Here is a 23624-nt window from a genome sequence, read left to right as displayed (position 1 = left end):
ATTTTAAATGGCTTTTACATATACCTGATTATAAAAGTCAATTTTTGTGAGATCAATAAGGTAACTGTCGTGTGAAAACGGAAGTGCACCAAAACCTTCTTTCCATTCTGTAAGCCCTTTGTTTACTTTTCCTCCTAATCTTAAGCTGCTTACTCCCAAGCTAAACCAATTATAATCACTAAACTTTTCTATCAAATTTTTAAAAAGAAAGTCAACTGCACCAGTCTTTCTTCCTATTGTTGTAGAGGCAATATATTGACTGTGAATAACAGTTGGATGCAAAAATAGCACTGTGCCAGCCAAAGCCTTTTCGTTTTTCTGACTCATAAACAATCTGATTTTTTTAGGAAACAGTTTTTTTAGTTTTAGTATTTCTGAAATTGTATGAACTGGTCTGGTTTTGTGTCTGTCTTGCAAATTTTCGGTTAGCATTTCCCAAAATATATCCCAATTATCAGATTCGGTAACCGAAAGTCCGTAACTAGTAGACTTTTGAATTGCCCTTTTCTTTCGATCTTGTAATTTGTTTTCTATATGTAAAGGGATAACCAGATTAGTTTCTCTGTTTTCTAACTTTGCATTGGATTGAAATAGAAAAAACTCGTCGCTTTGGGCGAGGTGTTGTTGATAAATGAGTGGTGTTTTTTTATAGTATAATGATGTAAAACCTTCTTTGCTGTAATAGTGAAGTATGCTTCTAAAAAATCGAAAAAGGTTTTCTGTACCGTGATTATTATTTGAGAGAAATCCACCAAAACTCAGTCCATTGTGCGAATAAATGCTGTTTTGGTATTGGTGCGCAGGAAAAATAACAGCAGGTTTTTCTTTAAAATAAAGTATTACAGAGTTATCGTGAAACTTATCAATATGATACTCCATAAAATCTCTATTAAAAAAAAATGGAAATGCCTGTGAACTAACAAAGTCATTCCAGTCTTGTTTCAATGAGGAATTATATCTTAAAATTTTAATATCCATCTCTTTTTATAAACAAAATTATCAGCCTCTCATTACACTATCTTATACTTGCAGAAACTTAAAATATGATTTTATGAAAATTACTTTTACCTCTTTATTTTGCTTATTTTCTTTAATCTCTTTTGTGAGTAAAGCTCAAATAAAAGGAAAAGTTTTTGACCTTGCCAATAATCAGGGCATTACTGGAGCTACAATTACTTTTGGGAAAAATGAAGGAGCTGTAACCAACGAAGATGGATACTTTAGCATTGAAGCTACTCAAAATATAGATTCGATAACAATAAGTTCTTTGGGTTACATTAGCCAGCAACTTGCCTTAAAAAACCAGACATCATTCTTGCAAATCGGCTTAGAAGAGAATGTAAAAGAAATTTCGGAAGTGTTGATTACTGCTTTTAGAGGTAAGCAAAAGTTACTAAATATTCCTGCTGCGGTTACATTTATAAGTCCTGCCGAGCTTCATCGCGACGATGATGTAAACATTGCTCCCGTGCTTAATCGAGTTCCCGGAGTTTATATGCACATTGGCGCTTATAATACCAATAGAATTACCATAAGAGGTATTGGAGCGAGATCATTGTATTCTACAGCAAAAGTTCGAGCTTACTTAAATGAAATTCCATTAACCAATGGCATTGGGGAAACTACGCTAGAAGATATTGACATGAGCTTGCTCAGCAGAATGGAAGTGATTAAAGGACCTGCTGCAAGTGAATATGGAGCGGGTTTAGGTGGAACAATTCTGATGCAAACAGCTAAGTCGCCCTATAGAAGAACCAGTTTAAGTTCTCAGCTAACTGTGGGTTCTTATGGTTTATATAGAAATACCAATGCTTTTAAAACTGGAAACGATAAGGCAAACATAAGCGTGGTGCATAACTTAATGCATAGCGATGGTTTTAGGGAGAATAACCAATATGACAGACAATCGATTACATCGCTCGCAGAGTTTTATGCCGGAGAAAATACTACAGTAAATGTATTGGCAAGTGTAATTGATTTAAAAGCTTATATACCAAGCTCGATAGATAGTGCCACATTTGCCGGTAACCCTAAAGCAGCAGCAGCAAATTGGGGTGGAACCAGAGGTTTTGAAGATTCTCAGAAAGGTATATTTGGTGTTGCCCTTCATCAAAGAATTTCAGATAACTTTAGTAATAGTACCAGTGTTTTTTCGGGTTTCAGAAATGCTTATGAGCTAAGACCTTTTAATATTTTAAGAGAGGGAAATACTAATTTCGGAGGAAGAACAAGTTTCAGTTTTATCAATAAAGACCTTTCATTTATACCAGAGGTAACATTGGGTGCCGAGTTTTATAATGAAAGATACGCTTGGCAAACTTACGAAAACAATGAACGTGAAACCGGAGCTGCATTAAGTGATAATGAAGAGCTGAGAAAGTACTACAATCTATTTTTAAAGACCTCTTTCCGTATTACAAATAAGCTACAAGCAACCGCCGGACTTAACTTGAATAAAAGCACTTACGATTATATCGATTACTTTGCTGATGATGTAGACCTTTCTGGTAAATATGAGTTTGAAGCTATTCTCTCTCCAAGACTGGCTTTTAACTATCAATGGAAAGAGAATATCACATTTTATGCAGGAGTATCTCACGGCTTTTCACCACCAACTTTAGAAGAAACCCTAACACCAGAAGGACAAATAAACCCAGAAATTCAACCAGAAAGAGGGATGAACTATGAGTTAGGTAATAGAGGAAGTTTATTGAATAATAGGTTGTTTTACGATATTACGGCATATAGCATGCGAATTAAAGATTTACTGGTCGCACGCAGAACAGCCGCAGATGCTTATGTAGGAGTAAATGCTGGCAAAACCACACACAATGGCTTAGAAGCTTCATTACAATATCAATTAGTTAGTTCTGAGAATAAGTTGTTTAAGCAAGCATCTATATTCAGTTCTTTGGCTTTGAACGATTACGTGTTTGATGAATTTGTAGATGAAACCAACGATTACTCTGGTAATGAATTAACCGGAGTGCCTAAATCTGTTTTTAATGCTGGAGTTGATGTAGAAATGTACATGGGCTTATATGTCAATATCAATCTGTTGTCTGTGGGTAGTATGCCGATTACAGATAATAATGCTGTTTATTCGGATGCTTATAAAGTAGTAAACTCGAAGATTGGCTATAAAAAACTTTTCTTTTCTAAGCTAGAATTAGATGTATATGCTGGGGTTAATAATCTTTTTGATGAAAAATATGCATCTATGATCAGTGTAAATGCTACTGGTTTTGGCGCTAGTTTACCTCGCTATTATTACCCCGGGTTTCCAAGAAACTATTATACTAGCGTGAGTTTAAAATATTTTTTTAATTAAGGGTATATCAGGTAAACAGTCCTGTAAGTAGTGTTTTAGCAACACGAATTAAGTTTGGTATGTAGAATTTAACAGACACCTGCTTTTGCTTTGTGGAACACTGTTCACACAAATAATTCTATGATTTAATTGAAATTGTGTTTTTCTAACATTTCATTTCATGAAAAGAAGAGAATGAAATTCCATTCAAATAAGAATGAATTTTGGTTTGTTTGCTTGTGCTGATTTAATTACCTGCCTTTTAGCTGTGTTTTGAAATATAATTTCGTTAAAATTATTTTTCATAGGTAATAGTTTTTTGCTTAGTTTCTTTCTACTAGGAGAGTTTAGTTTGTTGGGTATAGTTATTCCGATATTGTAAGTAATAATATACAATAATTAAATCCAATAAACCATGAAAAAACTAATTGCACTATTTACATTTTTATCATTCGCATCATTGCTGTATGGTCAAAATTATATAATTAATGCAGACGAAAGACCTGAAACAGACATTAGTGATTACAAAACTTTTGGATGGGCTTCGCACATTATAGATGAAACTACAGCATCATTTTCATTAAACAACTTAGTACTCAAGAATCAGATTAAAACCACTGTAGAACATGAGATGACGGGTTTAGGTTACGAAAAAAGCACAACACCTGATTTAATGTTAGGCTTTGTGGTATTTGATAAACCTACTGAATTTAAAGGTTATGGAAGTATGAAAGATGATGATTATTACTATGACTACTGGTATGGCTTTGGAAAAGAAGAACTAGGAGAAGCAGAAACTTATAGTTTTGAGCCAGGTTCAATTGTAATCCATATGGTTGATACAAGAACTGGTGATGTTGTATGGCAAGGATATGCTTCTGGAGTGATGGATAACAATGTATTTGATGTTAAGCCTGATAATGTAGAAGAAGCAGTACAATTGATATTTGAAGAGTTTAATTATCGTGCTGACGATTTTGAGACTACAGGAAGGTAATATACTTAGATGACGGATAACCTGTAAATTTGGAGGTGCTGTAAAGGCACCTCTTTTTATTTACTAATTTTTTGTCTGATGGCTTCATAGATAATTACCGAAGTTGCTACCGAAACATTTAATGAGCCTATTTTACCAAACATAGGAATAGATGCTAGTTCGTCGCTAATTCTTAAAATATCATCAGAAATCCCATCTTCTTCAGAACCCATCACAATGGCACAAGGCTTTTTAAAATCTGCATCATAAATGGTCGAAGAGGTTTTCTCTGTGCAGGCTACAACATGTAAACCACTATCTTGTAGAAATTTAACAGTTTGCTTAAGGTTTTGAACTCTACAAACAGGAATGTGATTAAGTGCACCAGCAGATGTTTTAACCGCATCTGGACCTACTTGAGCTGAGCCTTTTGCAGGAATCACAATTGCATGAATACCTGAGCACTCCGCAGTTCTGGCAATAGCACCGAAGTTTCTAACATCAGTAACTCTATCGAGTATGAGTATAAAAGGCTCTTTGCCATTTGTATATAATTCTGATATAATGTGATCTAAACTCGAATAGGTGATTGCTGAAAGAAAGCCAACAATTCCCTGATGATTTTTCTTGGTAAGCTTATTAAGCTTTTCAAGAGGAACTTGAGATACTGGTATACCCAAACTTGCTGCTTTACTACTTAGTGCTTTTAAAGAGTCATTTTTTAAACCTCTTTGTAAAAGTATTTTATCTACTTCTTTACCAGCTTCTAAAGCTTCGGAAATAGAGTGAATACCATATATAAGTGATGGGTTATGTGGTGTTTTGCTTTTGAAGTTTTTCATGCGCAATATTACAAAAAAAGCCCGGAAGTTAATTCCAGGCTCCATAATGAAATGAATTTCGATACTTAATTTTTTGGTAAAGCAAATCCAGAGACGATCACGTTTACTTTATTGTTTCTTTTTTGTTCGAGTACTCCTGTTTGGTTAGCAGAGCTTTCGTTATCCATGTCACCTTTCACGGCACGGATATAGTAAGGTTTAGTATCCAGTTTTTTAAACTTTATTTCACCTTTTTCATCTGTTTTTCCAGAGACAACTACGTTTTCGTCTTCATCATAATCGTCTTCTGTAGCATACAATTTTACAGAAACTCCTCTTTGAATATTACCTTTGTCGTCTAAGACAGTGATTTCAAGATTAGTTGGGAATAATTGCGCTTTTGCTTCTTGTTGGCTAAAAGCCAGAAATAATACTGCGAAAAATAAGAATACTGGTTTCATAATTGGATCGGTTTTAAATATTGTTTGGCAAATATCAGTCATAAATTTCATCTGATAAGTTTAATTTTAAATCTTTTTAAAAGTTTAATTGTTTGCACAATAAGTAACGACATTACATACAATCAAATAGTAATATTATATGAGTTTTTTTAAAAATATTTTCAGTAATTCTTCTGAAAAGGGAGAAAATACACCTAAAGACACACTCACTTGGATACCACTACGAAGTGAAGATCAGCTAAATGAAATTGTTGAAAAATCTAAAGAAAAATCTGTTGTAATTTTTAAACATAGCACTACTTGTTCTATAAGTGGTATGGTTAAAAACAGGTTAGAAAGAAGCTGGGATATTCCTGCCGAAACTTCAGAAGTATATTACCTTGATTTATTAAGTTTCAGAAGTATTTCTAATAAAATTGCAGAAGTTTTTGGCGTAATCCATGAATCTCCTCAAGTACTGGTTATCAAAGAAGGTAAATCTGTTTTTGATACATCTCACTACGGTATCACAACTGATGCAATTAAAGAAAGTTTAGTATAATTTAGATTTATAATTATAATTCGTATTTTTCTAGTCTGCGGTACATGGCACCTCGGGTTAAGCCCAGTTCTTGTGCCGCTTTTGTTATGTTTCCTTTATACTTTTTAAGAGCATTTTCTACAGCCCATTTTTCTAGTTGTTCTAGGTTGTAAGTATCTAATGGACTTTCTTCTGCTGAGCTGCTACTTTCAAGAAAAGAAAAATCTGAAGATTGTAAAGCCTGATTATTACTCATAATTACAGCTCGCTCTATGGCATGTTGTAATTCTCTTATGTTACCAGGCCAGGTATATTTCATTAGTTTTTTGACTACATAGTCTGGTAAGGAGATAGAAGCTTTTTGATACTTTTTTTTGTAGGTTTCAAGAAAATGGGAGCAGAGTAGGGGAATGTCTTCAATTCTGTCTCTTAGCGGTGGAATGTAAATTTCAACAGTGTTGATTCGGAAGCGAAGGTCTTGTCTAAATGTACCTTCGGTTACCATTTGCTGCAAAGATGTATTAGTGGCCGAAATCAATCTGATATTTATAGGGATTTGTTTGTTGCTACCCAACTTTACAATGGTTCTGTTTTGTAGTACAGCTAATAATTTAGCCTGCATGTTGGATGATAAATTACCGATTTCATCGAGAAATAATGTACCTCCATCAGCGGCTTCAAATCTACCAATTCGCGATTCCTTGGCATCAGTAAATGCTCCTTTTACATGCCCAAATAATTCACTTTCGAAAATAGTTTCTGAAAGTGAACCCATATCGATATTAATAAAAACCTCATTTTTGCGCTGAGATCTTCGGTGTATTTCGCGAGCTACCAATTCTTTTCCGGTGCCGTTTTCTCCTAGAATTAACACATTTGCATCTGTCGCTGCTACTTTTTCAATGTTTTCGATTACTTGGTGAAATGCTGGAGATTGGCCAATCATTTTTACATGATGCATACCGGCATCTGCTTCTAATATTTTAGATTGTTGCTTTAGTTGCTGAACTTTAGATTGTGTTCTGCTGAGTTCTAAAGCTGTATTTACAGTAGTTAAAAGCTTATCATTTTTCCATGGTTTTACGATAAAATCCATGGCACCTTTTTTCATAGCCTGTACTGCTATTTCGATTCCTCCATAAGCAGTTATAAGTATTACACTAGATTCTGGTGATTGCTTTTTTATCTCATTGAGCCAGTAAAGTCCTTGATTTCCAGTAGTATCTCCCTTTCTAAAATTCATATCCATCAACACTACTTCAAAATTTTCCTGCTCAAGTATGGCGGGAATTTGTTCGGGAAAGTTAATTGATTTTATATTAGTGAAATGCTGTTCCAGAAACATACTGAGTGTCATGGTGATGTATGTGTCATCATCGATTATCAGTATGTTGGCTTTTTTTCGGCTCATCTATTTTTTCTATCTGGTTTAATCAGCAATTGACTTTTTAAACTTAAAATTCTAGCTCAATTTTATTTTTACTTTGGAGTTTTTCCATTTCTAAATGTCTTTCAATTAAATCTGTAAAAAACTCATTCTCATTACGTTTGTTGAAAGCATTAGCTAGTGTTTGAATTTCTTTTTTTAGCCAATCTATTAAAACACTACAACTATATTCCTGACTTTGTTGGTAATGGGCAAATGAACCAAGCATGGGCACATAAGTTATTGTCTCATGGGTTTTGCTATATTCTTTTAAGAAAAAAGTTGCTGCTAAATAGTAAAGAAATGATAAACCTTTTGCGTGGCCAGCGGCGGCTCTTTTAAAAAACTTTCTAAAGTTATTCACTGCAGCATCCATATTTTTAGCAATCACTAGAAAAAACAAAAACTTATATCCATACCAAAGATGGTTATATTCCAAACCTTGGTGTGTTCTCTGCGAAAAATTAAAGCAATGAATAGCATAATCCATATTTCCGGTAGCTAAAAAGGAAGTACTTAAAGCTGAAAACGGTGCGTGTACATCATAGGTTAAAGGAAATCCTTTTAAAAGTGGAGCGGCAATATCGATGGCTTCTTGGTAATTGCCTAGGTGATCTGCGTAAGTCACTTCAGAAAAAGCATCGAAAGCGCCGGGTTCGTGAATAAAAATACCAGGAGCTGCTTTTTTTGCTAATTTAAGGTAATGGTCTGCATCTTCTACACGACCCATTTCTAGCATAGCATGCCTGCTTATTTTATAACATTCCTGTAAACTGAAACCCGTTTTTAAGTACCATTCCTTCATTTCGTTGAGCACCTGTCTTATTTGATTTAGCGAAATGTTTGGAAACTCTGTAATACCATTGATAATGGTTATATATAAAATCAGAATAGAAGCCTGATTGATCATTTCAGGATGTTTTTCTGCATGGGAAAGTAACCATGGAAAGGTGGCAATGCTTCTGTCGTGATATCCATATCTAAAACAAGAAAGTAAATACTGGGCTCTGGTTTCGAATTGTAGGCCAATTTCATTTTCTAAATCCGCCAGATAAATTGCTTTCGAAAGCAAGTCCATTCCTCTCTCTGGAGATTTTTCTTCACTTGCTTCTTTTAAAAGCTGATGTATTTCAAGGCTTCTGTTTTCCATAAAGCATTTAAGTCTATCTTTTTTTGAAGATTAAGCAGTAAAAAATGCGATTAATAAGTATTTAATTGTCGCAACTGCATTTCAATCTCTACACCTACAATCACGTAAATTAATTCTGCTAAGTTAGAATTTTGAACGGAGCTTTTAAAAGAGATGAATTGTGTTGAAATGTAGACTGATAGCTAAAATTAATTTTATTGCTGTTTTTTTACTAATTAACTGTTAGTTTTAAGCCACTTTTACTAAAAAATCAAACGAATAACTACACATATTGTAAAACGCTTTAATTTTAAAGTTGAATAGCGATTAACTTGATTTGATAGATGAAGTTAATTCTTGATGATTATGTGAATAGCCGAAGGAGTTGCAATTTTATATGTCTAGATTATTTGTAATATTTTTTCAATTTCTGTTTGTTGCAAATCTGCAAGCACAACTCATTCATTTTCGAAATTACAATCGTAGTGAAGGTTTACCGCAAGACTTTGTGTATACTATTCAGTCTGGAGCAGATGGATATTTGTGGATGGGAACAGGTGAAGGAATAGCCCGCTTCGATGGAACTGAATTTACTAATTACCTTTCGCAAGATAGCAAATTAAGATTTGCTACAAGTAGTTTTTTAAGTAGTGATAATTCGTTGTGGTTTGGCTTTTTCGAAGGTTATGTTGGAAAGTATAATCAAAAAGCAGATTCAGTTAGCCATATAGAAATAGAAGGTTTTACTGGTAAAATTAATGGCATTCTGGAATCCTCTACAAAGCAAATGTATTTCCTAAGTCAAAATGGAGATGTTGCTACTTATAAAGATGGAAATGTACATGTTTACACCTCACCTGACAGAAGTCTGATTTTTTATGATGCAACTATACTATGTAATGATAGTATTTTGGTTGCCAGTAATAAAGGTGTTATTCAGATTAGCCCTACAAATACTATTTATACTTATAAAGTTTTACAACCAGAAGTTTTTAATGTGATAAAAACAGATGAAGCAGGTAAGCTTTGTTGGGTAGGTGGAGCTAATGGAATCTCAGTATTTGATCTGGATACATGGGAGAAAAAAGCTACTGTGCAAATAGAAACTTCAGTGAACGATTTGTTTTTGGGAAATAATAATGAACTATGGGCCGGAACAAATGGGAGTGGAGTATTTCGTTTTTCAGATGCTAAAAAATTATCAACTTCCAAAAACTTTACAGAAGAAAATGGCTTGGCTAGTAATTACATTCAATGTATTAGTACAGACCGAGAGCAAAATATATGGGCTGGAACTACAGGGGCAGGTGTGAGTATATTTACTGGAGATGAATTTTCTCTAGATAATGAAAGCATTACAGCTTCTGGTGTTTTGTCGGTAAAATCTGTTGGCGATTCTGTAATTTGGATAGGTACTAATAATGGCCTTTTAAAAAAGCAAGGTAATTCTACTACAGAATATCTTCTAGGTACTCCAATATCATCACTTAAAGTTGATCTATCTGGAAATTTGTGGATCGGTACACTGGGTAAAGGAATAAGTGTTTTGCGTAAAAATTCGAATGTTCCACAGCCTTTTCAAGTTTTACAAACCAATAATTTAAAGTATATAAATGATATTGAAGTAGATAGAAATGGAACTATCTGGTTTGCCAGCAGGCTACAAGGAATTTTGGTATATAATGAGTCTACAAACTACCAAAAACAATATTCAACATCTAATTCTATCATGCATAACAATATTCATGATCTCTATTGTGATGTAGATAACAAGATTTGGATTGCCAGTTCAGACCCAGGTTTAGGATATATCCAAAATGAACAGTTTACCAAACTAGATGATAAGTTTGCTTTTAATCGCTTTGAAATCAATTGTATAGAAGGTGAAGATAATGGGGTAATCTGGCTGGGAACTCAGGGTGGCGGTTTGTTCCAAATGCAAAATGATAGTTTATTTCAATATGATACAGATGATGAGCTTCTCTCAAATTTTATTTACATGTTGGGTAAAAGTGAATCTGGTGATCTTTGGATTGGTTCTCGTAATGGGTTAAATATTTATAATAAAGAAGCTAAAAGCTTTTTAGAGTTCAGTAATGAGAGGAGTGAATATGCTTCATTTAATATCAATTCAAATGCCTTTTCATTTGATAAAGATCAAGTATTTGTGGGTGTAGAAACTGGTTTGATTACTTATTCTTCTCAAGAAAATACACAAGCAGATATTCAACCACTTGTAAAAATTGAAAGTATAGAAGTTGATGGCAGTAAAAAAAGCATAGATTCTCAGTTAGAGTTGCCTTATGGTAGTTATAGAATGAGAATTAACCTTAAAGGAGTTTATTTTAAGAATCCGGATAAGCTCAGGTATGGATATTATTTGGCTGGTTACGAGCAAGACTGGAATGAAATTTCAGATTTGAATAGTGCTTATTATCCTAAGCTTGAAGATGGTAACTATCAGTTTTTTGTAGAAGCTATTACTGAAGACGGAGTGTTTAGTGAGCCATTGTCTGATCTAAGAATAGTAATACAAAAACCATTTTGGAAGAAGTGGTGGTTTTATGTGATTAGCATATCTGCTATTATAATACTGGTGTATATTGTTTATCAGGTCAGGTTGAGGAATCTTATTAATGCGAATGAGAAACTTGAAAGTACAGTAGCTCTAAAAACACGAGAGCTTTCACAAGAAAAGCAAAAACTGGAAGAGGCTTACAAAAAGCTTTTGGAGTTGGAGAATTTTAAAGAGTCTTTAACCAGTATGATTGTTCATGACCTTAAAAATCCTTTAAACCTTATTATTACTTTGTCTGATAATTTACCTCAAATTCACGAAGCTGGTAGGCAAATGCTTAATATGGTTTTAAATATATTAGATGTAAACCGGTTTGAAGAAACTAAAGTAGGTTTGAGATTGCAGCATGTGAACTTGTTTATGTTGGTAAATCAGGCAATTAATCAAATTAAGCTTTCATTTGATCAGAAGCACATCAAGTTTTATGTGAATGTAGATGAAGGATATGAGATTGATGCGGATGCAGATATGATTGTAAGAGTATTGGTGAATTTTTTATCAAATGCAGTAAAATATTCATCGGCAGGTAGCATAGTAACTGTGGATTCAGAAGAGAGAGAAAATGAAGTTATTGCTATAAGTATCGCTGATACTGGTTATGGTATACCTGCGGAAGAATTACCTTTTATATTTGATAAATTTAGGCAAGCAGCCAATAGACATGAGACCACTATTCGATCTACAGGTTTAGGTTTAACCTTTTGTAAACTGGCTATAGAGGCTCATGGCGGTAATATTTCTGTAGAATCAGAAGTAGGTACAGGCTCAAAATTTACATTTACACTCACTGGTAGACCTGTTGCAGGTATTTTACAACCTCTTTCAAACGAAGAACATGTTGAGTTAAATGGGGATAAAGAGTTTTGTTTTAATCAAAACGAAAAAACTATTTTATCTTCGGTGGTTTCTAGTTTGCAAAATCTTGAGGTTTATGATACAAGTGCCAATCTCGAAATTTTAGAGCAGTTGCCAGAACAGTATAACAAAATACAAGAATGGAAGCAGGAAATGATTAAAGCCGTTTACGCATTTCATGAAGAGAGGTATAAAGTTCTCTTATCATTAGCAGAATGATGTTTTAATATTGAAATATCCATTTTTTAAAAGATACATCAGGCTTTTTCGTTTTCAAACTGATGAATTTTTTGCGTAATCTGGCACAAAGTAAAGCCGCTATTTTTATTCTATTTAATGTCTTAATTGCAGGAATTGGTTTTGTAAACTTTTCATTGTTAGCTCATTATTATTCTCAAGATTTTTTTGGTAATTGGGTAGCATTTATAGCTGGTGCGTCCTTTTTTGAGATGCTTCGTACAGGGCTCATTCAAAGTGCAGTAATTCATTTTAGTACAGATAAATCAGAAAGTATAAAAAATGCCTATCAACATGTAGCTTTCTGGGTGGGTGTAGTAATTTCTTTTGTAGTAAGTGTGTCTGTTTTTACCATAGAAAATTTATTTAGCATTTCATCGACATTTGAGAATGCTAATGCACTTCATCTGTTTTTTGAGTTGTTCCCAGTATTTTATCTGGTGTCTTTTCCAAGGAGCTTTATATTGTGGATATGGCAGGGAGAAAGGCGGTTTTCTAATTATTTTATAATCCAGTTAATCACTTTTGGTCTATTTGGTATCTATCTGTTACTTGAAATTTTCAGGTTTGATTTTAATTTTCAACCTCAAGATATTTACTTATTTACCCATGCATTAGGTAGCATTGTTGGCTTAACCTTTCTAAGAAAATCAATCTTTAAGTTTCAACTCTTCTCAGGTTTAAAAATAAAGGAATTGTGTTCTTTTGGAGGCTATAGTATGGGTACTCAGCTTTTGATCAATTTGCTAAAAACTTCGGATGTATTGATGATCGGATATTTTGCTGGGCCAGTCAGTCTTGCATTATATTCAGTGCCACTAAAATTAACGGAGGTTTATGATTTACTTACTCGTAGTTTAGCTACTAATCTTTACCCACAATTAATATCAGCATATAAAAACAAAAAATATAGTTTGTTTAAGGCTTTTCTTAAGCGAAATATAAAAATGGGTACCATTGTGTTTTTACTTATATCAGTAATAGTAGCTGTATTTGCTAAACAGGCAATCACTCTACTTGGAGGTGAAAAGTTTTCAAATACATTATTGATTATCTATATTTTTTTAATAACCAGACTAGCAGATCCATTTAACAGATTTTGTGGGGTTGCTTTAGAAGCATTGCAGAAACCTATGGCAAATTTTTACAGGTATGGTCTCATGCTGCTTCTAAATGTTGCATTAAATTATTTAGTATTAGTTTCTGGATTATCGCTTGAGTGGGTTGCATTAGTTAATATACTGATATCAATTACTGGAATTGTATCAGGCTATTACTATCTAAAAAAAGTTGGTGTTAATTTGAATACATCTAAGCTGAAAAAATATGAGGAGGAAAGGTCTATATTAAAAAGAGTTGCTTAATTATAGTAGAGGCTTAAATTAAGCAACCATATTTTCAATATTACTTTTCCCTTCAATTGAATTATAAATCTCTTGTACAGTGTTTTGCCAGTTATGTAGGCTTGCAAACTCTTTCCTTTCTTCCATTAATCTGTTATTATCTTCTGCTAATGCATGTTCAATTTTTACAATGAATTCCTCGCTTGAAGAAGCCATGTAAACATGCTCAGAGAAAATATCATTTGCAATAGATTTAGTAGAAACAGTAGCTTTACCAAGAGTTAAATATTCATCTAGCTTTTCAGGATATTTTTCTTTAGCAAGTGTATTTGCTATTTCTGGAATAATACAAACATCTAATTGTTGTAAGTAAGCATTTTTCTGTTTTGTGCTTTCTAAGGGTACAATTGAAAAATTACTATACTTTTCGAGTTGATAAACAGCTGTAGGTAATTCAGCTAATGAGTGCATTAAAACCAAATTCCATTTGGGCCTTTCTATAAGAATCTCCTCAAATATTTTCAAATCTAGATTTGAAGTGGTGTAATCTGCGATACATCCTATAATTGGTAAATTGTTATTTAAGGAAGTTCTTAGGTCAAACGAATTGCTTTCTATTGTATCATCTATATTTATGTCGTTGCCTTGACCAATAAAATAGGTGTTTTCATTAATTGAAGATGCATATTCTTTGTAGTATAACGAATTAGTTACAACGATATCTGCTTTTCTCAGCATTTTAGGCTCATGCTTTGTAAGAATCTGACTTTGAAACTGATCTGTAAATTCACACTGAGAAATGTAGTAGATATATTTCTCTGGTTTTAGTAATTCTTTTAAGTGTAAACCTAATACAGGATTGCGGTCATTAAATATTACGAAATTGTCGAAGCCTAATTCTCTAGTTGCTTTTAGAATTTCTTCTGCGAATCTTCTACTATTAATTCTATTGATAAAATTGAAAGTCCAATTATTAATCGCTAGGTTGAGAGCTTCCTCTTTGTAAGTTGGGTATAACATCCAAAGATTATCTTTCAACTTAATAAGTGGATCAATTTCCTTATTAATAACACTCAGTCTATTTTTAACAGCAGGGTTATTTTTTTGGAAGATACCATTAAACCTATTTATTGGTGCTTGTACATACAATACCCTGTTTTGTTTGGTAAATTCATGTACAATTTTTTTGGTGTTAGTCTCATAGCCATTTATCCAATCTGGATGAGCTAGTACTACAATGTTTTTATGCTTCATACTATTTGCCATTCAACCTAAAAATTGCAAGCAAAACTTTAGTTAGTAATACTAACAAGCTTAATTAAGCCTGTTTTACACTTTTTATATAACTCTGTTGCAAATTCATTTCCAGATAAGAAATTTTCAGGAAGAATTTTTTCAATTGGTAATATGCAAGAGATTAAAGAAAAGTTAAGGGTTTATAGAAGTGATTTTATATGGAGAATGAATAAACCTTAAGGTTAAATGCTTTTGTAAGCTAAAATTTAGGTTAAAATAGTATAAGTCATCATTATTGATGCTTTTATTTTGATGTAATTTATCTTTTGTTTGTCGCTTTTTGAAATGTAAAAGTTTGTTAATTCTTTTTCATTTGGATTATATTTCTACTTGCTGGTACCAATCCTTGATTAGAGAAAACAAATCTTCCTTTTGGAGAAACTAATTGTAATATATCGTCATCACTGTTGAATTTTATTGTAGTACTATCGCTTATCTTATCTCCTTTTCTAACTTTCTCTCCATTTTCGTAGTAAACATTTCCAGTAATATTTGTTACCAGATAAGCATTTTTAGCAGAATTGAACGCTTCTTTTACTTCTTCTTTAGCTTCTTCTATACTTTGTTCGAGTTGTTCACTCACTTTTAACCTCTTGTTATTTTCAGTTTTACTAACCGGTTCTTCTTCTCGAATTACAACAGGAGCAGCTACTGGCTCTTCTAATACTTTAACCTCTTGCATGCTTTCTTCTACAGCATTCAGTTCTTCCTCAGTTTTTTGCTGTGCTTGTAAAGGTGTAAAAGATCGGGACTTGGTTACCTTTTTATCTTCACTTTTAGCAGATGGTTGTTTATCCTCTTCTTTTTTTAGCTGAAGGTCTTCAGTTGCTTTTTTTATTTCTGATTGAACAATTTCAGCTCTTTCTAGCTGAGTTCTTTCCACTCCTTTTTGGAGCTTCTGTATTTCTTGTGTGAGTATTTCTTTTTCAGGTACCATTTCCAAGCTTTGCTCTTCTTGTTCATTCATGGCTAAAAGCTCCTCATACTTTAAGTTAATCACAGAAAGTACATAATAAAGAGAATCCAACTCTTCTTTTGCTGCTTGAATCTCTGCTTGGTTTTTAATAGCTTGTTCTTTGTTTTTAATCGCCTCTTCTTTTTGCTCTTCAGCTAAGTTTTTTAGGTGGAAGGCATATATTCCAAAAACAGCAGTAGTAATTAAAGTAATTATAGAAGCAATTAGATAAATTCTAAGTCGCTTAATTAATTTAGCTTTTCGTCTTTGTTCGGCCTTGCCTACTTCAATACTAGTTTCTATAAAATTTTTCTGTAATGCTGTAGGTTTGGGATTTTTATTTTCTAACTGAGCTCTGTTTAACCAGTTACTGGCTAGTAAACATTCATCTCCTCTTAGTAGTAAGTCTTTAGATTTATCTTTTTCTAACCACTCAAGTGCTTGTTGCCCCCATTTTGTATGTTGTATAATATAAGGTCGATCTGTATCGAGAGTTCTTAAAAGCTCGCCAAATGAGGGGTGGAAATCATTATCTTTAAAGTTAATCCAGTTTACTTTTGCCAAAGCATCGTGGAGAGAACTTTCAGGTTTTTCTAGTAAAATCGTAATTATCCTTTTTCCACATTGAATAGCATGTTCAACTTCACCTGCACAATGCTCAGAAAGTATAGATCTTTCAGAAATAATAAATAGAAAATTGTCTGATGAAGCTATTCCTTTGTAAATCTCTTCCTGAAAATCTGCTGCGGCTGCGGCTATACTTTCCTGATCAAACCAAGTTGTTTTACCACTAAGCTGTAATTCATCATTTAATTTTCTTGCAAAATCACCATCAGTTCTAGAATAAGATATAAATACCTCTGAGTTTAACTGAGCTGTTTTAGCTTTACTTTCTTCTATAAAATCTATATGAACCTGAGTAGGAGCATGCGATTTTCTTTCGCCAGTTTTTAAAAATGAGAGTGCACTTTGTAGGTTATAACCTCTTAGTAAAATACTGGCATTCTTATTTTGTCTTTGCCACTTTAAAGCATGCACGAGTGTAATTTTATGTTGTTCGTAATAGCTTTTATCGTGGTTAAGCTCATTTATTAGGTTGCCAATATCTTTCAGATAATCATTTTCTTTTACATTATCTGTAAAATCGATAAACTGCAAGCCTTTTATTTGTTCTGGAAAATCTTGTTCAGGTATGCTTTCTATGAGCAGGGGAATAATGCGTTTGTTGTATTTTTTAGCATATTCTAACTCTTTTTTGCAATACTCCGACTTAACAGATTTTTTTGAGATGAAATATAAAACATTGTTAGCCTTCTCTATTCCTTCTAAAATGGCTGTTTCAAAATTTTCACCTTTGCGAATATCTCGGTAATGAGCCCAAGAGGTAATTAGGTATCTGGTTAAATATTTTCTAACCTTTTCATGAATATTTTTGTCTTCATCTGCATAAGAGATAAAGGTGTCTGTCATTAGGTTTTCTGCGTTTTTTCGCGATTCGCAGATGTATTCAGAATGTAGCTCTGTAGGCTCACAAGGCAGGTTTTCTATTTGATGAATTTCATTTAGTAACCATGTTTCTGCTTCTAAACGATGTTTGCCAGTTAAAAGAAAGTTTGACGATTTCTGATTATTTTCCCAGTTGAGGGCTTCTATAAGTAAGTTGGAATGGAATTGAGTAAATTCTCTTTTACTTTCAATTACTTCTGCAATTTCCAGAAAAGCTTTTTCAAAATTATCCTCAGCAATTATGGTGTCTTCACTCTCAACTGTTTCTCTGGCATACACCCAATTAAGCTTTGCTATTTCTGGATGGATTTTATCCAGTTCTTTTTCAATATGAAGAATAGGGATTATCCTTTTGTTACACTGAAGTGCATATTCAATTTCTTTTAAACAGTATTGCGATTCGTTGGCATGTGGAGAAATGATGTAAATAAAGTTGTGAGATCTTTCAATTCCTCTGTAAATTCTTTCCTGAAAGTCTTCACCTTTCGGAATATTTACAAAGTCGTACCATGCGTCAAACCCCGCTTCTTCCAGCCTTTCATATAATCTGGATGCGAAATCCTGACTATGTAACCTTCCATAGGAAATAAAAACATCTTTCAGTGTTGACATGGTACAAGTTCAAAAAATGACACCTACAAGTGATACTAATAATTATTAAATAATTGCGGGTATAAATGTAATTCAGCAATTTTAAATTTAATAATTTTCAGTTACGCTATCCTACTAAGTTCAATTGATAAAGTTGAGTAGTATATGTTAACAATTCAAAACCCGACGATTTATTACTTATTGCTATTTTCTTTTCCAATAGCTAGCATTAGAAAGTAAATAAATCCTCCTACTACAAAACCGCAGATAAGAACCATACTAATAATTGAAGAGATGCTCATTTTGAGAAAGTTTTATAGATTAAACGATTGAAAATAACCCCAACAAGTAGTAAAAATACCCATTGTGTAATAATTGATGCATTACTGTATACATCAAATAAATTCCAGTTACCAGCTTCATTAAACCAAGGGTATTGGCTATAACCCTGAGACATCCACCAATATATTAGAAAGATACCTAAAAAGATATTACAGTAAAGGCAGATAGCAAAGTAGCTGTTGTTTACTTTAAAATCTGAATCGATATCTATAAGGTCTTTCTTGAACTTTAATACACCATATTTAACAGCTGCAAAAATGATGAACAGCCCAGAAATAACTAAGCCGATGCCCCAAACCCAGTCTTGGTTATTAAAGAAATCTAGTGAATACGCTGAAGGGAAACCAAGTATAATACAAAAAAGTCCTGCTCTAATACTTGCCTGATGCCTTGTAAGCCCCATGTCACCAATAATTTTTATAAATAATTCTAACATAGGGAGTAGCGAGCTAAATGCAGCCATAAAAAATGCAAGAAAAAATATTACGGCGAGATAATCACCTCCGGTAACTTCTGCAAAAAGTTGAGGTATTACTGTAAAAGTTAAAGACTGATTACCACTTTGTAGAAAAGCAATAGCTGCTTCTTCTGTCTCTGCCAACGCAAAAACAGATGGTAAAATGGCAATACCTGCTAAAATAGAGGCCGTATTATTCCCGAAGCTGCCGACAAATGTGTTTAGTGTTACATCTTCTTTATTTCTTGAATAAGAGGAAATTGTCATTATAAGTCCCCAGCCTGCACCAGTAGACCATGCAGATTGTGAAAGTGCTTCTATCCAGATGGTAGCATTTCCAAATAACTCTGGTTTTATAGAGAACATGTATTCTAGTCCTTTAACACCGTTTTCCATATTGAGAGCCACCACACTGATGATAACTAACAAGACAAATAAAGATGGTATTAATATTCTGTTAGCTTTTTCTAATCCTTTTTGAATGCCTTTATATAGGAGTAAAATACCAAGTATTACAGCAATAACATGGAGGATAATTGTTACAGTATTGGCATTAGAAATATCTGCCCAATAGTTATTTAAAAAGTCAGGTTCTGCTGATAGCTTTTCTGCAAACGAAGTATCAGTATTAAAAAGATTAGTAATACTTAAACCCAGATACTGCAAAGACCAAGCAGTTACTACAGAATAATAAAAAGTGATGCCAAGTGTACAAGCAGCAATAAAAAAGCCCATCCACGTGAAGCCTGAACCAGCAATACCTGCGAATGAGCCTATAACACCTTTTCTAATTTTTTTACCGATAGAAAATTCGGCAAGTAAGATTGGTATTGACCAGAAAATGAGAAAGAATATCCAAAGTATAAGAAAGGTTCCTCCGTACTGTCCGGCTAGTCTAGGAAAGCGCCATAAATTACCTGCGCCGACTGCCATGCCTAATGATGCTAGTATAATTCCCCAGCGATTGCTGAATTCTTCTTTTAATGCCATGAAATAACCGTAAAGTGATATTTCGTGAAGATAACCGCAATATGAACAAAATAAAAAACAATTGGTCCATAAAATGAACCAATTGTTCGATCATGTAAATTATAAACCAACTTCACAGTCTTGTAAAGTTTATCTTAATGCTCTATGAGCAATTTCTTTATTGCCTGCTTTTTTGAAGTAAATATTTTAACCAGATACATTCCTTGAGCCAAATTGCTAGTATCCATTTGGTATACAAAACCTCCTCTAGAACTTGTGAAATTTCTAACTGTAATAGTTTTTCCAGTAAGGTCGGTGATTTGCAATTGGATATGATTATCTGAAAGGTCTGATAATACAAAAGCAACCATCTGATTAGCTGGATTAGGGTAAATGGTTAGATTTTGAGATATATCTTCTTTATCGATACCTGTGGTTGTACTCTGAGATACGGGTATAAAAATATCTGAACCTCCTTCACCTTTGCCTTGCGCATTTCCAGAAGCATCTCTAAAAACCATTGCTAAGCGATATACAGTAGTTCCATCTGCAATGCTGTAATAATCTTTAGGTTGTAGGCTGATTTGCCAAACATCTGCTTCATCATCTACAGCAGTCATTTCACCAATGCCATTGTCTGCTCCCCAATTACCAACTACATTTTCCCATGAGGTACTTGTTTCACTTGCGGTTACAATTCCAGAATGCATATATACTTTTGCTGCTCCTTCTAAACCATTCGTGCCAGCATTATTAGCGAGTTTAGCATCAAAGTAAATGGTAATATTATCATTAATTGTAAATGTGCTAGGATCAGTAGTTACAATCTCTTGATCAGGTTGTACATCGATAAAAATGGTTTTGTCTCCAATATCTTTCCCAGTATTAGTACCTGAGACTTCTCTAAAATACATTCCGATACGATAGATTTGCTCATCTTCAATCTCAAAGTAAGTACTTGGTGTAAATGTGATTTGCCAAAGGTTATCTTCTCCTTCAACTTTAGTCATTTCACCAATACCATCATCTTGATCTGTAGTGCCTTTATAATTGCTTAAATTTTCACTGTCAGTTTCATCTAGCACAATTCCGGCATACATATATACTTTTTCTGCATCTACTAAACCTTCAGTTTCTCCCGCATCAGCAGCTAAAGCATTAAAGGTGATAGTAATTTCCTCATCAGCTTTAAAGGTAGAAGGATCTACAGTAACAATTGGTTGATATGGAGTAGCTAAGCCAGCCTCTGATGCAAATAGGGCAGTATCTGTATAAATGTGGAATTCTCCGGGAGCTAGTGTTATAGTACTGTTTACATCAGAAACCTCCATGCTATCTAAAGCAAAGAAATTGTACCACATACCAGTTTTGCTAAATGCTGGATCGATATCACCTTCTGTGGTTCCAAAGTTTCCTACTATTGTTACATCAAGGGTTTCATGAGTGATGTTGATTTTTCTAAGTTTACCAGTTGGTGTCCAAGAGAAATCACCTTCTTCAAAAGCTGTGTTATAATCTGTAGTTAATTGAATGATGGAACTTACTGCTGCTCTTAGTTTAGATCGCAATGCATCATTGTAATAATCGAGATTGTGAAAATTTCCCCAAGGAATTGGTTTGTTATCAACCCTACAATCGTTACTAATAGTCGTCCAATCGGGGGGGCAGGAGTTAATGGAAAAATCATAACCCATTTCGCCAAATTGCCACAACATCTTTGGGCCAGGAACTGTGTAGAAAAATGCGGAGCCTAATTTAACTCTATCTATTGCTATAGCTTCATTCTGAATGTTATAAGCTCCATTTGAACTTCCTTCATTTAAGTTTTTCACCATAAGTCTTTCTTCATCATGGCTTTCCATGTAACCCACTACACGGTCGTTTTTCCAACCTCTTGTTTCAGCAGATATCCATTCAAAATTCGCATCAGTATTTCCTTTTAAAGCTTCTCCATAATCATGTGCTAGATTGCCCCAAAGCATCATGCCATTTTCATATTCAGCCAATTCCTTTTCTTCTGTATTGTCTGCAAAGTGTTCGAGAATGATATAAGCATCATCATCCACAGACCAGATGTGATCTGCCATTCTTTTTAGTAAAGCAATACGACTGGCATCATAAGCTCCCCAAGCAGCTACATCATTTGGGTTGTTTTGTTGGGTAAATCCTTTTGATAAATCGAATCGGAAACCATCGAAATGAAACTCAGTTAACCAATACTCATTTACATCGTCTATGAAAGTTTGTGTGTAACTGCTCTCGTGGTTAAAATCATAACCTACATTAAAAGGGTGTTTAGCTTCTTGGTTAAACCAAGGATTGTCTGCCGCAGGTCTGTTATTTTCTTCATCCCAATACATTTTAACCATGGCATTTTGCCCAAAAGCATGGTTAAGAACCATATCTAGAATAACTGCAAAACCTTTTTCGTGAGCTGTTTCTATAAAGTTTTTAAGGTCGTTTTTAGAACCATAATATTTATCAGGAGCAAAAAAGTAAGAAGGATTGTAGCCCCAGCTTAGGTTACCCTCATATTCCATAATAGGCATAAGCTCAATGGCATTTACACCAAGGTTGGCGAGGTAATCTAAAGTATCTGCTAAATCTCGATAGCTGTGCGATCCCAAGAAATCTCTCACTAACAACTCATAAATAACCAAGTCTTCTGGAGCAGGTTTGCCACCTGTAATTTCGGTTGCAGTCCAATTATAGTCTTCTTGGTTAGTTTGCAATACAGTAGCTATTCCGTTTTCTGTATTTGTGTAGCTTGGTAAATCTGGATAAGTCTCAGTTGGAATATAAGCATCATTCCAGGGGTCAGCTACTTTGTCGGCATATGGGTCACCAATTTTAATAGTGCCATCAACCCAGTATTGAAAAGCATATTCTTTACCCGGTTCCAAATTAGAAAGTGTTATCCAAAAAGTTTCACCATCTGGTGTAACATTCATTTTATATTTGCTTTCTATTTGCCAGTTATTAAAGTCACCGACTACATACACAAACTCTTTATCTGGAGCAGTAAGTACTAGAGTAGCTTTGGTAGCATCTTCACTATAATTAATACCAGACATAACTCCATCAGGAAGATTAGTAACAGGTGATCCACTTTTTAGAAAGATTTGATAAACTGCTGTATCTGAATAAATCTCACCTTCTATTTCGGCAGAAGCTATTATAGTTATGCTATCTGTTTCGGTTACGGTGTATTCATAATCTATATTATCAGCATCTGTGTTGCTTGCTAGTTCTTGTAGGCTGCCTTCTCCATCTAAATTGGATAAGGTAAAAGTGCTAGCAGTTTGTGAAGCATTGGCTTTAATATTGAAGCTTGAACCATTTTCTAAAAAATAAATACCAGAGACTGGTTCAGAAATAGTTACATAATTACCTGCATCTAAATTGAGAAATATATCTCCATTTGCTGCAACACTACCTCCATCAAAATCTCCGGTGGTGCCTTTTCCTTCAGCACTTCCATCGGCATTTCTAAAGACCATGGCCAGTCTGTAAATTTTATTTTCCTCAGGTACATTATAATAAGAGCGCGCATCAGGGCTCAATGTAATTTGCCATTTGTCGCTTTCTCCATCCACCTTGCTCATTTTTCCTATTCCATCATCTTGTCCCCAGTTGCCTACAACATTTTCCCAAGAAGTACCATTTGGCCCTTCTGTTACTACACCTGAATGCATATATATAGAAGTGGCTCCTGTAAGGGCTCCAGTTCCTTGCGTTGCATCGAAAATAATGGCAATTTCAGTGTCATCTGCTGATGCCGGTTGAGGATTGAGCGTGACGATTTGCCCCATAATTAAATGGGAAGTAAAAAAGATAAGTGTTAGAGATAAT

Annotated in this window: 14 protein-coding genes; 5 read left to right on the top strand and 9 right to left on the bottom strand. The window is 33.9% G+C overall.

Annotation, left to right across the window (positions count from 1 at the left end; genetic code table 11):
• Window positions 1-3 precede the first annotated feature (3 nt).
• A complete protein-coding gene (locus OQ292_RS07475; RefSeq protein WP_284685429.1) occupies window positions 4-879 on the bottom strand; it encodes a hypothetical protein in 876 nt (291 codons plus the stop codon).
• Between the two features lie 172 nt (window positions 880-1051).
• Here OQ292_RS07475 and OQ292_RS07470 point away from each other — a divergent pair, with 172 nt between their 5' ends.
• Window positions 1052-3331, top strand: coding sequence for a TonB-dependent receptor domain-containing protein (locus OQ292_RS07470; protein ID WP_284685428.1), 2280 nt, complete (start codon window positions 1052-1054; stop codon window positions 3329-3331).
• Window positions 3332-3725: 394 nt separating this feature from the next.
• Window positions 3726-4307, top strand: coding sequence for a DUF4136 domain-containing protein (locus OQ292_RS07465; protein ID WP_284685427.1), 582 nt, complete (start codon window positions 3726-3728; stop codon window positions 4305-4307).
• A 56-nt stretch (window positions 4308-4363) separates the two neighbouring features.
• Here the strand turns inward: OQ292_RS07465 and rlmB are convergent, their stop codons facing one another.
• Together rlmB and OQ292_RS07455 are read right to left on the bottom strand one after the other, a co-directional pair.
• On the bottom strand, window positions 4364-5128 hold the full coding sequence (gene rlmB, locus OQ292_RS07460; protein WP_284685426.1) for a 23S rRNA (guanosine(2251)-2'-O)-methyltransferase RlmB: 765 nt from the start codon (window positions 5126-5128) through the stop codon (window positions 4364-4366).
• 65 nt (window positions 5129-5193) lie between these two features.
• Window positions 5194-5568 (bottom strand): hypothetical protein, encoded by a 375-nt coding sequence (locus OQ292_RS07455; RefSeq protein WP_284685425.1) that lies wholly within the window; start codon window positions 5566-5568, stop codon window positions 5194-5196.
• Between the two features lie 139 nt (window positions 5569-5707).
• On the opposite strand from OQ292_RS07455, the gene ytxJ reads away from it, so the two are divergent.
• A complete protein-coding gene (gene ytxJ, locus OQ292_RS07450; protein ID WP_284685424.1) occupies window positions 5708-6109 on the top strand; it encodes a bacillithiol system redox-active protein YtxJ in 402 nt (133 codons plus the stop codon).
• Window positions 6110-6122: 13 nt separating this feature from the next.
• On the opposite strand, the gene OQ292_RS07445 is transcribed toward ytxJ, so the two are convergent.
• Both OQ292_RS07445 and OQ292_RS07440 read right to left on the bottom strand, forming a co-directional pair.
• Window positions 6123-7499 carry a sigma-54-dependent transcriptional regulator gene (locus tag OQ292_RS07445; RefSeq protein ID WP_284685423.1) on the bottom strand — a complete coding sequence of 459 codons (1377 nt, stop codon included), beginning with the start codon at window positions 7497-7499 and terminating at the stop codon, window positions 6123-6125.
• A 43-nt stretch (window positions 7500-7542) separates the two neighbouring features.
• Window positions 7543-8664: a hypothetical protein gene (locus OQ292_RS07440; protein WP_284685422.1), complete on the bottom strand. Its 1122-nt coding sequence runs from the start codon at window positions 8662-8664 to the stop codon at window positions 7543-7545.
• A 376-nt stretch (window positions 8665-9040) separates the two neighbouring features.
• Between OQ292_RS07440 and OQ292_RS07435 the strand changes: the two genes are divergently transcribed.
• Both OQ292_RS07435 and OQ292_RS07430 read left to right on the top strand, forming a co-directional pair.
• A complete protein-coding gene (locus OQ292_RS07435) occupies window positions 9041-12295 on the top strand; it encodes a sensor histidine kinase (protein WP_284685421.1) in 3255 nt (1084 codons plus the stop codon).
• A gap of 62 nt (window positions 12296-12357) precedes the next feature.
• A complete protein-coding gene (locus OQ292_RS07430; protein ID WP_284685420.1) occupies window positions 12358-13677 on the top strand; it encodes a lipopolysaccharide biosynthesis protein in 1320 nt (439 codons plus the stop codon).
• 18 nt (window positions 13678-13695) lie between these two features.
• Here OQ292_RS07430 and OQ292_RS07425 read toward each other — a convergent pair whose 3' ends face one another.
• The 4 genes from OQ292_RS07425 to OQ292_RS07410 all read right to left on the bottom strand — a co-directional run bounded on the left by OQ292_RS07425 (window position 13696) and on the right by OQ292_RS07410 (window position 23584).
• On the bottom strand, window positions 13696-14910 hold the full coding sequence (locus OQ292_RS07425) for a glycosyltransferase family protein (RefSeq protein ID WP_284685419.1): 1215 nt from the start codon (window positions 14908-14910) through the stop codon (window positions 13696-13698).
• A 340-nt stretch (window positions 14911-15250) separates the two neighbouring features.
• On the bottom strand, window positions 15251-18025 hold the full coding sequence (locus OQ292_RS07420) for a toll/interleukin-1 receptor domain-containing protein (RefSeq protein WP_284685418.1): 2775 nt from the start codon (window positions 18023-18025) through the stop codon (window positions 15251-15253).
• Between the two features lie 277 nt (window positions 18026-18302).
• A complete protein-coding gene (locus OQ292_RS07415) occupies window positions 18303-19793 on the bottom strand; it encodes a sodium-dependent transporter (protein ID WP_284685417.1) in 1491 nt (496 codons plus the stop codon).
• Window positions 19794-19927: 134 nt separating this feature from the next.
• The gene (locus OQ292_RS07410; RefSeq protein ID WP_284685416.1) at window positions 19928-23584 is read right to left on the bottom strand and encodes a DUF8578 domain-containing protein; all 3657 of its coding nucleotides are present in this window, start codon (window positions 23582-23584) and stop codon (window positions 19928-19930) included.
• Between the last annotated feature and the right edge of the window lie 40 nt (window positions 23585-23624).

It is taken from the genome of Chondrinema litorale (assembly GCF_026250525.1).
Lineage (GTDB): Bacteria > Bacteroidota > Bacteroidia > Cytophagales > Flammeovirgaceae > Chondrinema > Chondrinema litorale.
This window is presented reverse-complemented; position numbering and strand designations above follow the sequence as displayed.